13 protein-coding genes are annotated in these 13,805 nt (G+C 46.6%); 9 read left to right on the forward strand and 4 right to left on the reverse strand.

The window, feature by feature from the left end:
- Positions 1 to 13: 13 nt before the first annotated feature.
- The 4 genes from uppP to UWK_RS04215 all read right to left on the reverse strand — a co-directional run bounded on the left by uppP (position 14) and on the right by UWK_RS04215 (position 3,999).
- The gene (gene uppP / locus UWK_RS04200) at positions 14 to 823 is read right to left on the reverse strand and encodes an undecaprenyl-diphosphatase UppP (protein WP_015403102.1); all 810 of its coding nucleotides are present in this window, start codon (positions 821 to 823) and stop codon (positions 14 to 16) included.
- 131 nt (positions 824 to 954) lie between these two features.
- Positions 955 to 1,080 carry a hypothetical protein gene (locus UWK_RS19950; RefSeq protein ID WP_015403103.1) on the reverse strand — a complete coding sequence of 42 codons (126 nt, stop codon included), beginning with the start codon at positions 1,078 to 1,080 and terminating at the stop codon, positions 955 to 957.
- A 169-nt stretch (positions 1,081 to 1,249) separates the two neighbouring features.
- Positions 1,250 to 2,602 (reverse strand): sigma-54-dependent transcriptional regulator, encoded by a 1,353-nt coding sequence (locus tag UWK_RS04210; RefSeq protein WP_015403104.1) that lies wholly within the window; start codon positions 2,600 to 2,602, stop codon positions 1,250 to 1,252.
- Positions 2,602 to 3,999 carry a sensor histidine kinase gene (locus UWK_RS04215; RefSeq protein ID WP_015403105.1) on the reverse strand — a complete coding sequence of 466 codons (1,398 nt, stop codon included), beginning with the start codon at positions 3,997 to 3,999 and terminating at the stop codon, positions 2,602 to 2,604. Before UWK_RS04215 ends, UWK_RS04210 begins: the two co-directional genes overlap by 1 nt.
- Positions 4,000 to 4,328: 329 nt before the next feature.
- Here UWK_RS04215 and UWK_RS04220 point away from each other — a divergent pair, with 329 nt between their 5' ends.
- The 9 genes from UWK_RS04220 to UWK_RS04260 all read left to right on the forward strand — a co-directional run bounded on the left by UWK_RS04220 (position 4,329) and on the right by UWK_RS04260 (position 13,711).
- Positions 4,329 to 4,730: a universal stress protein gene (locus UWK_RS04220; protein WP_041916307.1), complete on the forward strand. Its 402-nt coding sequence runs from the start codon at positions 4,329 to 4,331 to the stop codon at positions 4,728 to 4,730.
- A gap of 20 nt (positions 4,731 to 4,750) precedes the next feature.
- Positions 4,751 to 4,993 (forward strand): hypothetical protein, encoded by a 243-nt coding sequence (locus tag UWK_RS04225; RefSeq protein ID WP_015403107.1) that lies wholly within the window; start codon positions 4,751 to 4,753, stop codon positions 4,991 to 4,993.
- A 29-nt stretch (positions 4,994 to 5,022) separates the two neighbouring features.
- Positions 5,023 to 6,204: a hypothetical protein gene (locus tag UWK_RS04230; protein ID WP_015403108.1), complete on the forward strand. Its 1,182-nt coding sequence runs from the start codon at positions 5,023 to 5,025 to the stop codon at positions 6,202 to 6,204.
- An 80-nt stretch (positions 6,205 to 6,284) separates the two neighbouring features.
- The gene (locus tag UWK_RS04235) at positions 6,285 to 8,240 is read left to right on the forward strand and encodes a proton-conducting transporter transmembrane domain-containing protein (RefSeq protein ID WP_015403109.1); all 1,956 of its coding nucleotides are present in this window, start codon (positions 6,285 to 6,287) and stop codon (positions 8,238 to 8,240) included.
- Positions 8,241 to 8,273: 33 nt separating this feature from the next.
- Positions 8,274 to 9,191: a respiratory chain complex I subunit 1 family protein gene (locus UWK_RS04240; RefSeq protein ID WP_015403110.1), complete on the forward strand. Its 918-nt coding sequence runs from the start codon at positions 8,274 to 8,276 to the stop codon at positions 9,189 to 9,191.
- The gene (locus tag UWK_RS04245; protein WP_015403111.1) at positions 9,188 to 9,844 is read left to right on the forward strand and encodes a hydrogenase 4 membrane component (E); all 657 of its coding nucleotides are present in this window, start codon (positions 9,188 to 9,190) and stop codon (positions 9,842 to 9,844) included. Before UWK_RS04240 ends, UWK_RS04245 begins: the two co-directional genes overlap by 4 nt.
- A 15-nt stretch (positions 9,845 to 9,859) precedes the next feature.
- Complete coding sequence (locus tag UWK_RS04250) at positions 9,860 to 11,290, forward strand: proton-conducting transporter transmembrane domain-containing protein (RefSeq protein ID WP_015403112.1); 1,431 nt, start codon at positions 9,860 to 9,862, stop codon at positions 11,288 to 11,290.
- Entirely contained in the window at positions 11,283 to 12,794 is a 1,512-nt protein-coding gene (locus UWK_RS04255) for a hydrogenase large subunit (protein ID WP_015403113.1), read from the forward strand. Before UWK_RS04250 ends, UWK_RS04255 begins: the two co-directional genes overlap by 8 nt.
- A gap of 173 nt (positions 12,795 to 12,967) precedes the next feature.
- Complete coding sequence (locus UWK_RS04260) at positions 12,968 to 13,711, forward strand: NADH-quinone oxidoreductase subunit B family protein (protein ID WP_015403115.1); 744 nt, start codon at positions 12,968 to 12,970, stop codon at positions 13,709 to 13,711.
- Positions 13,712 to 13,805: the final 94 nt, after the last annotated feature.

Here is a 13,805-nt window from a genome sequence, read left to right on the forward strand (position 1 = left end):
CCACACACATCAGCTAAAGGAGGAGAATCAGGCAACCCGCAAGTGAACAGTAAACGGCAAAAACATAGAGGGAATGCTTGCTTAGATACGCTATCAGCCAGCGAATAGCCAGATAACCTGAAACAAGGGCAGCAAAAAAACCGACACAGAGGGGCAGAAGAAAATCATCCATTGTCTGTAGGGCAAAAAGGTCTTTGAATGCAAGCACTCCCGCACCCAGCATAACAGGCACCGACATCAAAAAGGAAAATCTGGCTGCAGCAGAACGATCGAGATTCCGGGTCATTCCACCAGCAATGGTTGCTCCCGAACGGGATACGCCGGGAAGCAGGGCCAGTACCTGAGAACAGCCGATCCAGAAGGCATCAAACCAGGTAATTTCACTGGTGCTGCGATTCCGCTTTCCTGCTATTTCAGCTGCAACTAACAGAACTGCCGTGAGAAGAAGGAAAAGCCCTGTCATTTTAGGACTTGCAAAGGCAGACTCAACCAGATCCTTGGCAAGGAGGCCGACAACAACTGCGGGTATGGTTGCCAGAATCAAATACCATCCCATACGTGAATTTTCCGTTGCAAAGGGTTTTCCTTTGGACAAAGTGCTGACAAATTCCACAGCAATGTTGATAAGATCCTTACGATAATAAATAAAAACCGCAAAAAGCGTTCCCCACTGTACCAGAACGTCAAATATAAAAGCTCTTGAATGATCAAACTCCCACCCCAGAAGGTGGGGAACAAGTACCAGGTGCCCGGAGCTGGAAACTGGGATAAATTCTGTCAATCCCTGGACGATGCCAAGGATTACAGCCTGTACTAAGGTCATTATTGCTTCTCCTGTGAAATCGGGCACAAAAAGGCACAATGCCCTTCATTCGCATCAGGCACGGTGTTGCAGTATACATCCTGCTTCACACCGACGGGAAATCAGCACGAATCAGGAAGCTGTATCGTAATCTATTTGGTAAATGGAAGAAACGAGTGATGAAGACTGATCTTCAAGCCTCCATCTTCGATAAAATTACCATTAAAGGTGTATCCAACCCTGGCCTCTTTACCTGCATCCAAGTAGAAATCACCCATATTTTCTCAGTACCCCCCAGGTTAAAAACCCCGATTACTCTTTGTAACCATACCTGGTGACAGGCTCTGAAAATACGCCAAAACACCTTCACTGTCAATAGACCATAAAAGACTGTTCTGCCCTGCAGACAAACGTAAAAGACCGAACTACATATTGCTGAAAACCAACTTATTCCAAACCTAATTTTTTAATCTTCCGCCATAAAGAAACTCGGTCAATCCCCAGAGCTTTAGCGGCTTCGGTCTTGTTGAACCCTGTTTCCTTAAGTATCCATTCAATATAGGATTTTTCTACCTCTTCCATACTTGCGTACTTTCCAGCACTTTTTCTGAAGGTCTGGATATCCAAATTACGAAGGTCATCCGGTATTTGAGCAAGACCCAGAGTATTGCCAGTAGCAAGGGCAACTCCTCGTTCGACTATATTTTCAAGTTCTCGAACATTTCCTGGAAAGTCATAATGCTGTAGGGTATCAAGCACATCCTGACTTATCTCGGTGATTTGTTTTCTCATTGAAGAATTATATTTGTCGAGAAAAAATCGCACAAGAAGTGGAATGTCATCTTTGCGATCAGAAAGGGGTGGGATTTTTAAAGAAACAACGTTGATCCGGTAAAAAAGATCCTGTCTGAAATGACCGGATCTTACCTCTTTTTCAAGGTCCCTGTTGGTCGCTGCAACAAAACGGACATTCACCTTCACCGGTTTCGTCCCACCAACTCGCATTACCTCCTGCTCCTGTAACACTCTCAGGAATTTAACCTGCATGGACAGCGGCATTTCTGTGATTTCATCTAAAAAAAGAGTACCGCCATCCGCCATCTCCACCAACCCCTTCTTGTCCTGATCGGCGCCAGTAAAGGCGCCCTGGCTATGTCCAAAAAGCTCATTGGTCAACAACTCCTCACTGAAGGCTCCGCAGTTTATTGACAGCATTGTCTGTTCATTTCGAGGACTGGATCTGTGAATATATTTAGCCAGGAGCTCTTTTCCGGTACCTGACTCGCCACTGATAACTATATTAGTGTCTGTACCGGCTACCTGTTTGGCTACCTCAAGAAGTCCCTTCATTAAATGGTTGTGAGTCACGATCTGCAACTGGGATTCCTGGCAAGCAGATTCCTTTCGCAACTCCTCAACCTCCTGAATAAGCTGATATTTTTGAACAGCCTCAAAAACAACCTTGCGAACCTCTTCCAGTTTAAAAGGTTTGGTGATGTAATGATATGCTCCTGCTTTTAAGGATTCCACTGCAGAGTCGACGGTGGAAAACCCGGTAATCATGATGACCTCGGTTTGCGGGTATAATGATTTAACGCGTTTTAAGACCTGCATTCCATCAACCTGTGGCATTTTGAGATCTGTCAGGACCAGGGGAAACTCATTTTTTTCCAAATAACTCAATGCCTGTTTCCCGCTCTTGGCTGCAACCACCTGGTATCCCTCTTTCCTTAAAACATGACAGAGGTTTTTTAAGGCCACTTCCTCATCATCAACAACTAAAATATCAACTTCCGACATCAGGAAATCTCCCCGGCAGGAAGAATGATGGTGAACACCGCTCCCTTGCCCGCACTATCAACAGTAATTCGACCACCATGCTGAACAATAATATCGTGAACTATAAAGAGACCAAGACCGGATCCCTGCCCTGTATCCTTAGTCGTAAAAAAAGGATCAAAAATCTTTTCCTGCATTTTTTGGGGAATGCCCGGGCCATTATCGCTGATAGCGATTTTCACATCTCCATGATTCTTCCAGGCTCTGATTATTATCACCCCCTGACCGTCCAAGGCATCAATACCATTTCTCAAAAGATTAATGAACACCTGCTGAATTTTTTGTTTATCTGCAAAAATCTCAATCTCATCAGACACAGCCAGTTGGATTTCTATGTTTTTTAAAGATTGCCCTCGAAGCAGATCTAATATCTCCTGTAAAAGCGGCTTGAGCAGGTAATGATTCCTTTGGAATTTTTCTTCCCGGGCCAAGGACAACAAGGTATGGACAATAGCTGCGGCACGATTGGCTTCCGCACTTATCTGCGCAACTAATTCAAGGGCAAAGATATCATCTTTAGCATCAAGCTCCTCGGCAAGAATCTGTGCTGAACTGGATATGTTCGAAAGCGGATTGTTGAATTCATGGGCCACACCAGCCAGCATGGTACCCAAAGAAGCAAGTTTTTCAGATCGCACCAGCTGCTGTTGACGAATTTTAAGCTCCCGGCTCATCCGGTTAAACGCATTGACAAGGTTATTAATTTCCTGGTCTGAACCGACGTTTGGTAATTCCACAAAATTTCCTGCGGCAATCTTTGCAGCATGTCGTTCCAGTTGCTGCAGAGACGATACAATTCCCTTCCCCAGTAAAGCAGCAACAGCGCTAAAAAACAGGACGAAAACTGGCAATCCACCTAACAGACTATTTCTGATCAAAGCCAAAAGACGATGGATGGTTCGATGTTCCCGAACTATAAGTTCTTCCGTCAGGGTAGTAAGACGACTTCCCTGCTCACGAATTTTTTCCGCTATTAAATCACCATCGGCCCCAGGGTCTTGGAATTGCACAAAGGTCGCCTTATAAACATCAAGGGCGTGTTGAATCTCAGTAATTTCTGCAAAAGAACTGAGTCTGACAAAAAGCTCGTTGTTTGTAACCAACTGACGGCTCACTGCATCAAGATACTCCAGCCACCGCTCCATGGACTCCTTATCACGATACAATAAATAATTCTTCTCCATCAGCCGCACTTCGAGGATATCTTCTAAAAACACATCCGCCTTTTCAATGGTAAAATGTTTCTCTTCCACCACACGAACAATCCAATAGGTAATACTCGAACTGACGATCATAAAAGCCAGCAACAGATAAAACCAGAAAGTTATTTTACTGCGGATACCACCGGGTTGACGCATATTCTCCCTCCTAGAAGTAAACCCTCATCACCAGACTACCGTAAAAACAGTCCACCATACAACCATGCGTTTCATAATGCAACAAGACGTTCTATATTGAAACTGAAGCCATCAGCTACGTATTTAGGGGCTAAGCAACACCCAACCAGGGACAGTTGCAATATGCAACGCACCATCTTTTTTCAGCACAAGAAAATACGACCTTTTTACAATAACTTAGCCTCAAGCCACTTCCTGGCACGGGATATGCTTAAGCACATGCTTAACAACGGGCCAATATACCTTGTAAAGAAAGCAAACTCCCGGGAAGATTAGTGCAGCAAAAAGCCATGAGTAACAAAAAGGTGCTTCTGGTGGTCAACTCTTCATCGCTACATGAAAAGTTGATTCTCCATGGCATAAATCTGAGCAGGAGAATGGATGCCTCTCTGGAGATTCTTCACCTGTTAGATGAAGAGTCTGGCGACAGGGCAACCCAAAGCTTCAAAAAAAGTATAAAAAAGATCCATTCTGACCAGGCAGTGGGATATATCCAACTTATAAAGCACAGAGGCCTAACCACTGAAACCGTTGAATATGCTCAAAACAGGAGGAACATCCTTTGTGTGATGCTCTGCCTGAAGGGCAAAGGACTTCCAAGTAAAAAAGGAATCCGCCAGGAAAAATTCGAGGAAATAACACAATTACTTAATTGCCCCGTGGTGCTCTATACAAAGAGTCCAATTGGCTAACAAAATTTGGAGGATAGAAAATGAAAATTCTCATTGGCATTACCCAGGATGTGGAAGCAACGAAAAACAAATTATCAACACAATATAAAGGTCTAGGTACATCCACCGAGGCCGGCCCATTTAAAACAAAAGATGAGGCCTTAAACTGGAAGAATTTCATGATAAACAGGCGGGACAACTATGTGGAAATCAAAACATCAGCCCCCTCTGGCAGTGAAGCCTACTGGTTCGGTATCACAGTTGAAAGCCCGGAAACCCATTAAGCTCACCACAAACAGAGGACTTACACATCATGAACACCCCCTACCTACAGGCCCATATTATCCGCAAGCTGGCCCCATTCAAGGTTGATGGCCTGGCAATCCCTTATCCGGAGTTTGTTCCCAAACTCTATAACCTCTGCATGACCCTCGGCTTTCGTAAAGGGCTGATCATGCCATCCCGGGCGTTTTGTTCCGATGAAAACCAAGGATGGCCCATCATTCTCTTGACCAAACACTTTAACACATTCCCCTTTAATCATGGCCGAGTTGGTGGCATTGTCGCTATTGACCGTCACGGTCCCCACGCTCACCACGGAGAAGATTCGGTGATCGTCCAGGCCAGTCATGTTGGCTACGACCCTGCAACAGGCGGTTACGGAACCTGTACCCGACCAAAGATGGAGGGAACCTGCACCTCAGTTTCCTGTGGTAAGATTACACATGTAATCACTCCCTATTTGGAACAGTATTACTTTGCCAGAGAACGTATTTTTCTCCACCGGGACGACAAAGGGAACCATTTGATCACCGTAAAGAATTCATTTATTGATTTTGATATCCATCCGGTGGCAAGCGGCTTGGTTCTCAATCTGGAAAACATCGTAAAACCAAATAGTGACGGCAAAATAGAGCCGATTGCTGCTATCAGTACCAGTCAAACCTATGAAGTGTCTGAAAAGTTTCGCAAGAAGATTGATGCCACAGGATATGTTTGGAAAGAGGGTGACGGAGAGAAGATTGGAGCTCACCTCAGTTCCGACCTTTTCTATTTTCGGGAGGATTTCCACGAACAGGATGAGTCCATCCTCCTGGAAAAAAACCTTATTGAATTTATGCCCACCATTGTCACTTCTCCTGCGCCACCACTGCGCGCAGCCAAAGTCAACATACAGCTCGAATTTGCCAGAACCATGGAATCCATTCGCCGCGGGACTGAATATGCAGGTAAAAACCTTCTCTATATAGCCGGACTCAATATCGACATTTCAGAGCATGAGGAATACCCGGCCACCACCTATTTTGTTCCCTGGGCCGCCTATATCCAACTCAAAGATGGAACGCCCGCAGAGTATGCCCATCCTGTCGAACAGGATCGCCTCTTTGAACTCGTCATGGCTCAAGAAAGTGAGAATCCCGAACAGGCAGACCTCAAGGAACAAATTGGAAGGATGTTGCGGACACCCCGCTTTGATATTCGCTCACCCAAATAATATTACCACATAATAGATAAAGCAATTGGCCCGGACTGAACGCCGGGCCAATGGATATTAATTTTTCAGGAGGGAAATGAATGGACACTTTGTTTGTGTCAATAGCCGTGATTATTGCCGGAGGGGTGGCAGGACTACTCCTTTACCGGCAATTTACCCTGATGAAGCTGGTGGCAATTGCTACAACTTCAGCAGGTTGCGGAATTGGACTTTTTTTCACACTACCGAATTTATTTAGCAGTGCAGCGTATACTGTTTCCTACAACTGGCTGCATGTCTGCAACCTGGCCTTCAGCATTGACAGTGTATCGCTCTTCTTTTTGATACCTATTTTTGTCATTCCACCCCTGGCACTGATATACAGTTTTCATTACCTTGAAAATAGTGCCAAGAAGTTCCGGGCAGGAGTCAACTATTTCTTCTTCAGTGTCCTGGTCGCCTCCATGGCCCTGGTGGTTATGTCCGCCAACATGATTACCTTCCTTCTGGCCTGGGAATTGATGAGTCTCTCTTCCTTCTTTCTGGTCATGTACGACTACGAGGTTGAAAGTAATCGCAAGGCAGGTTATCTCTATTTTATTTTTGCCCAGGGCGGTGCCATGCTTCTCTTTGCCGCATTTGCCCTCATTTACAGCCATACAGCAAGCTTTGATTTCACCAGTTTTGCCACCATCCCGGATCAGGTCAAGCTCTATGTTTTCATTATTGCCTTCCTGGGTTTTGGATCTAAAGCTGGTATATTCCCCCTCCATATCTGGCTACCTAAGGCCCATCCCGCAGCCCCCAGTCATATCTCGGCCATTATGTCCGGGGTAATGATCAAGATGGGAATCTACGGCATCTTCCGGATTTACCTCCTCCTTGACACACCGACGCCCCTCATCGGCCAGATCGTACTGGTTACCGGGATGGTCACCGGAATCCTTGGCGTAGTCTATGCTCTCGCTAAGCAGGACATCAAATCAATGCTTGCCTATAGCTCGGTGGAAAATATTGGTATCATCCTTATTGGACTCGGTATTGGAATGGTGGGTGTCTCGGAACAGAATCAGGCCATGGCCTTTTTCGGTTTTGCCGGGGCCATGATGCATGTCTTCAATCATTCAATCTTCAAATCATTACTCTTTATGGGGGCAGGAGCAGTACTCCATAAAACGAAAACCAAGAACATCGAGGAACTTGGAGGCCTGATGAAACGAATGCCCTTCACCGGGCGAACCTTTCTGGTCGGCTCTGTCGCCATCTCCGGCCTGCCGCCCTTCAGTGGATTCATCGGTGAATTTCTTATCTATTACGGTGCATTTCAAGGACTCTCAAGTCAAAAACTGCCTTTCATATTGATCGTTTTGTCCATTGTTTCTCTTGCTGTTATCGGTGGATTAGCTGCTGCCTGTTTTACCAAGGTAGTGGGCCTGGCATTCCTTGGAGAACCCAGAACCGAAAATGCGGCAAACGCCAAAGAGTGTGGAATGTCCATGCGATTAGTCATGGGTGTCATGGCCCTTGCCTGTCTGGCTGTTGGTGTCCTGCCGGAACCATTCGTCAACCTGGCATTTCTGGGGATAGCAAATATTCAGACGGCAGCAGGATTCAGCACTGCCTCTTTTATCGTTATTATCCGCAACATTTCACAAACTGCAGCCCTTTTTATTGGTATTTTCATTCTGGTCAGCATCCTGCGTAAGGTGCTGTATGCCCGAAAAGAAATCGGCAGCGGTGGCACCTGGGGCTGCGGATTCACCCAGCCCACCGTCCGCATGCAGTATACAGGAGCGTCCTATGCAGATGAAATGGTAAGTTTCTTCAAACCCTTTGTGCCCATTACAACTCTGTACAGTGGCATCAGAGAAATCTTCCCCGGCCAGACCACCTGGAGCATCAGGGTGGCAGATATTGCCGAAAGCAATTACCAGCGCTTCCTCACCACGCCCCTGTTGAATTTTGTGACCAGGATGAAATGGATTCAGCATGGCAACATCCAGCTGTATATCGGCTACATTATTGTGGCCATTGTGGTCCTGCTTCTCTTTTTATAATCAATTAAGAACTAACGATTAGGAATACAACCAATGGAATCTATACTGTCATTTTGTTTTGCGGTTCTGATCGCACCCCTTCTGCCTGCTGTAATTCAGAAGGTCAAGGCCTATTTTGCCGGGAAGCAGGGTCCCCCCCTGCTGATCAACTACTACACCATGTTCAAGCTTTTTAAAAAGGGCTCAGTTTATTCAACAAGCACCAGCTTTGTCTTCAAACTTGGACCGGTGGTTGGCTTTTCCACCAGTCTCATGATGCTCCTCTATTTCCCCATGGCAGAGATTGCACCAATCTTTTCCTTCCATGGTGATGTGTTGATCCTCTTCTACCTCATGGGACTTGGCCGATTTTTCACCATCCTTGCGGCCCTCGATACTGCTTCCCCTTTTGAGGGAATGGGTGCTGCCCGTGAAGCCTTTTTCTCCACCCTGGCTGAAATGACCATCTTTGGCATCCTCATCCTCTTCTACAGATTAACTGGAAGTTTGAGCTTTAATGAATTTTTTTCCGGCAATCATATGATCAGCCTGATTGGGGAATACGGCGCATTGCTTATTCTTGTTGTTGTGGGACTCTATATTGTTATGTTGACGGAAAACTCCCGGGTACCGGTGGATGATCCAGCTACCCACCTGGAATTAACCATGATTCATGAGGTCATGATCCTCGATCACAGTGGTCCGGATCTGGCGCTGATCGAACTGGGAGCCTGGTTTAAACTTCTTTTTTATGCCGGTTTCCTTGCACGAATCATCGATCCCTTCCACGCAGACAATATTATCCTTAACGGACTGATCTTTTACGGGGTGGTGACTTTTATATACATCACTATCGGTGTTGTTGAATCAATCACTGCCAGATACAAAATGCCTATGGTGCCAAAATTCATCCTGACTCCTTTTATCCTGATCTTTTTCGTCACTATACTCACCATGGGAGTTCTCCAATGATTCAAATATCCGATGCATTACTCTCCTTAACTGTTTTATCAGTTTTATTGTCACTGGGTTCCAACAGACTCATGGCTCTAGTCAAGATCATGGCCTTTCAGGGAATTGTTGTCTCCCTCATTCCACTCTTTTTGGAACAGCACTGGCCCATGAGTACCGGCTCTGTATTTTTTCTCCAGATAATGCTTTTGATTAAGGGCTTGCTCATACCCGGATTTCTTTACGCAGCCGTCAACAAAATCAAGATCAAGCGAGAAGTTGAACCGATTATCGGCTACAACGCCTCCCTTATCTTCGGGCTGAGCTTTATTCTCATCGCAGCCTTTATCACGGACCGCCTACAGATCTCCCTGCCGATGGAAAACAATCTGTTAATGATTACTGCCGTGACAACTCTGGCTGCCGGCCTCTTCCTCCTCATGAGCCGTAAAAAAGCAATCACCCAGGTTATCGGCTACCTGATGATGGAAAATGGTATTTATCTCATCGGCACGGCCCTGGCCAAAGAGACCCACACCATGTACGTAGTTGAGTTTGGTGTACTGCTCGACCTGCTGGTTGGCATCATGATCATGGGCATCATTCTCCATAATATCAATTCATCCTATGACGATGTGGACACAGCGCTCCTGGGTAAATTAAAAGACAATTAATAAAGGTGTTATAAAATGTTAGAGCTTACAATACTCATACCGCTGCTTACCGGAGGGTTTGCAATGTTTCTGCCGGCCCGCCTGGGACGCGGCCTCCTGGTGGTGACAGCATTGCTCCATCTGCAGCTGACCGTCATGGCATGGATGGGCAAAATTGTCCCCTCCTTCCCTCAATATTTTGTAGTGACCAACGAAGGAATGCTTATCCTGCTGGTCACCTCATTTGTCTTTCTCTTTATTTCTCTCTATGCCGTTTCCTATATGAAAGAAACGGAAATCACCAGTGAACCGATCTACCATGGCTGCACCCTGTTCTTCCTCGCCACTATGACCATGGTAACAATGGCCGATCACCTGATTGTTCTGTGGATTGCCATTGAGGCAACAACCCTGATGAGTGCGCCGCTGATCTTCCTCCACCGCTCCAAGACAGCCCTTGAGGCCACCTGGAAATATGTGATGATCTGTTCGGTTGGAATTGCTCTTGCTCTGCTTGGTTGCTTCTTTGTGGTTCTGGCCATGGATCTTGGTAATGTTCATGCTCCAATCACCTTCAGTTCCCTCAGAACAATTGCCACTGATCTTGATCCCCTCTGGCTCAAGGCCGGGTTTATTTTCCTGGTTATCGGTTATGGCACCAAGATGGGTCTTGCCCCCATGCACACCTGGCTGCCGGATGCCCATAGTGAAGCACCAAGTCCTGCCTCAGCTCTGTTATCCGGAGCTCTTTTAAACTGTGCTTTCCTTGGCGTCTATCGTGCGCATCAACTTCTCTATCAGGCTGGCCTTGGTGATTTTTCCAGTAAAATTCTCGTTGGCTTCGGTCTCCTTTCCATGCTCATAGCTGCCATCTTCATTTTTAACCAGACCGGTTATAAACGAATGCTGGCTTATTCCAGTATTGAGAATATGGGAATTATCGCCTTTGGTATCGGTATCGGGGGATTAGCAACCTATGGTGCAATGCTCCACCTCATCCACCACTCACTGATCAAGTCATCACTCTTTCTCTCAGCCGGTAATGTCCTGCTGGGATACGGCAGTAAACTCGTGGATAAAACTGGAAACATGGCCAAACTCTTCCCCAAAACCTTCACCGCCTTTTTTGCCGGCTTTGCCGGGATATCGGGTTTTCCACCCTTTGGTATCTTTGTCAGTGAAGTGCTCATAATCATTGGGGCCTTTCAGCAGGGAAAAAATATCAGTGTCACTATATTTATCTTTGCTCTTATCCTTATCTTTGCCGGGGCTTCCCGCCTCGTAACCAGGATGTGTTTTTCTCCCTGCGAGAATCCAGACATTCTGGTTGAGGAAAATTGGGCCAGAACTCTGCCTTCTTTTGCCCTGCTCGCGGCATCCCTTGCTCTCTGTATCTGGCTGCCCGACAGCCTGTACCAGACAATCCTTTCGGCAATTGCCACAATCGGAGGTAGCATCAATGGCTAACCTACTGCATATACAGAATAATGAACGGCTCAAGCGAGCCGATATTCCGCATCTTGACTTTAACTCCTTTCGCCAGGAGCTGCTTGATCTTGCCGCCAGTGGTGGTCAAATTGTCCAATTCTTTGCCTATGAGGATCAAGGAATCACCAAGTTGCTCGCGGTCATGCGTCACAATGACAAACTCTCTGTTGGTGGCTGTGATGCCCCCGGAGAGCAATTTGCTTCCCTTACCGCGGAATCAGAAAAATTCCACATGTTTGAACGGGAAATTGGTGAACAGTATGGGCTTAAGGCCGAGGGCCATCCCTGGCTGAAGATGGTTCGTTACCATAAAAATTACAGTGGGAGAGAGGATGTCTTCGGCAATGATTATAATCAAGATATCCCAGGTAACTATCCCTACTTCACTGTGGAAGGAGAAACCGTCCATGAAGTCGCAGTCGGGCCGGTTCACGCGGGTATCATCGAACCAGGTCATTTCCGTTTTCAGTGTCACGGCGAACGGGTCTTCCACCTGGAAATCCAGCTGGGCTACCAGCATCGTGGTGTCGAAAAACTCCTGCAAAGCGTCCCCTTTAAACGTTTGCCCATCATTGCCGAAACCATTGCCGGTGACACCACCATTGGTCATAGTCTCTGCCAGGCCCAGGCCATAGAATCACTGGCAAATATCAGAGTGGATGCAGGAGCAAGCTTTGTCCGTGCCATCGCTCTGGAAATGGAACGCATCGCCAACCATATCGGCGATCTCGGTGCCCTGAGTCTGGATGTGGCCTTTAATCCTCCAGCAGCTTATTTTGGCAGAATCAGGGGTGAATATCTCAACTTGAGCCAGATCATCGGCGGGAACCGTTTTGGCCGTGGCCTGATTCGGCCGGGCGGAGTCACTCATGTCCTGGGTGATGAACAGAAGCAACTCCTGAAAGATAAGCTCGCCGAGTTAACCCCGGAGGTTGAACATGTTAATGATTTGATATTCTCTGCTCCCAGCGTTCTCGGCCGTTTTGATCATACTGGGACGGTCAGTCATGAGAACGCTCAAAAAATCGGGCTTGTAGGCTATGCCGGGAGAGCCTGTGGCCTTCCCTATGATGCCAGAGTTGCCTTTCCTACAGAGTGTTATGGTGAACTACCGGCCAACGTCAACGAAAAAACAGACGGTGACGTCTGCTCCCGGGCTACGGTCAGGCGGGAAGAAATCATACATTCCACCGCATTGATCAACACTTTGCTTGAAAGAACGCATGAGACGGCAAGCTATATTCCAGAAAGCGTTGAAATGGCGCCCGATTCCTTTGTTGTCTCTATCAATGAGGCTTGGCGTGGAGAAGTTTCTCACTGTATCCTCACGGATGGAAAGGGTGAGATATTACGCTATAAGGTAAAAGACCCTTCCTTCCACAATTGGACAGGCCTGGCCTTGTCACTCAGGGACGAAGGGATTTCTGATTTTCCATTGTGCAATAAGAGCTTTAACCTCTCCTATTGCGGATTTGATATATAAGATGGCGTCGTAAAAACTCTCCATCTGCTTCGTTGCTGTTAAATTTATATAATTACGACGTACCCCACAGTACGCCGAAATCATATACATTCAACGCGCCTCGCATATGGAGTTTTTTTCCTAGCCATCTATAATTTCAGCTTTTTACGAGCTAGACATATTAAGGTGCATTCATGTTAAAAGTTATAAAAAACAGATTAGAACAGGGGCATCGGACATCCAGATACCCTAAGGAAGAAATTCAGCTGTATAAGCGCTTTCGTGGCCTGCCAAAGGTGGACAGCAAATGCGATGCCGCCCTTGTTAAGCGTTGCGCAGATGCCTGTCCTCAGGAATGTATTGACACCAATACCAGAAAGATCGATCTTGGTCGCTGTGTCTTCTGCGGACTCTGTGAAACATTATCAGAGGGACGTTTCGTACAATTCAGTCAAAACTTTGAGATGGGAACATCAAACCGGGATGACCTCTTCACCCATGGTGACTTACCAGCCCTGGCGGAGCATTCAAAGAAGCATTTCAAAAAACTTTTTGGCCGTTCATTGCAACTGCGCCAGATCTCAGCTGCGGGTTGTAACGCCTGTGAAGCAGATACCAACGTCTTGAACACCCCATTTTTTGATCTGCAACGTTTTGGTATCCAGTTTGTCGCCTCACCCCGTCATGCAGATGGCATCCATGTAACCGGACCTATCTCTGAGAATATGCGTCAGGCCACCATTACTACCTGGGAGGCTGTACCCAGCCCTAAAGTAGTCATTGCCAGCGGTGCCTGTGCCATTTCAGGAGGGCCATTTTATGGCAGTGACGAGATTGTCGGTGACCTGAACAAGCTGATTCCGGTGGATCTTTACATCCCTGGTTGTCCCCCTCACCCTTTAACCACACTGCACGCTCTGCTAAATTATTTCAAGTAACAAAGAGTAGTAGTTTGTTTTAGAAGCCAACCGGGACTTTTCCTCGACATAGGTACCGCCTGTCCTGGCTGGCTTCTTCTTTTTATCTTTAGCT

Source organism: Desulfocapsa sulfexigens DSM 10523, from assembly GCF_000341395.1.
Lineage (GTDB): Bacteria > Desulfobacterota > Desulfobulbia > Desulfobulbales > Desulfocapsaceae > Desulfocapsa > Desulfocapsa sulfexigens.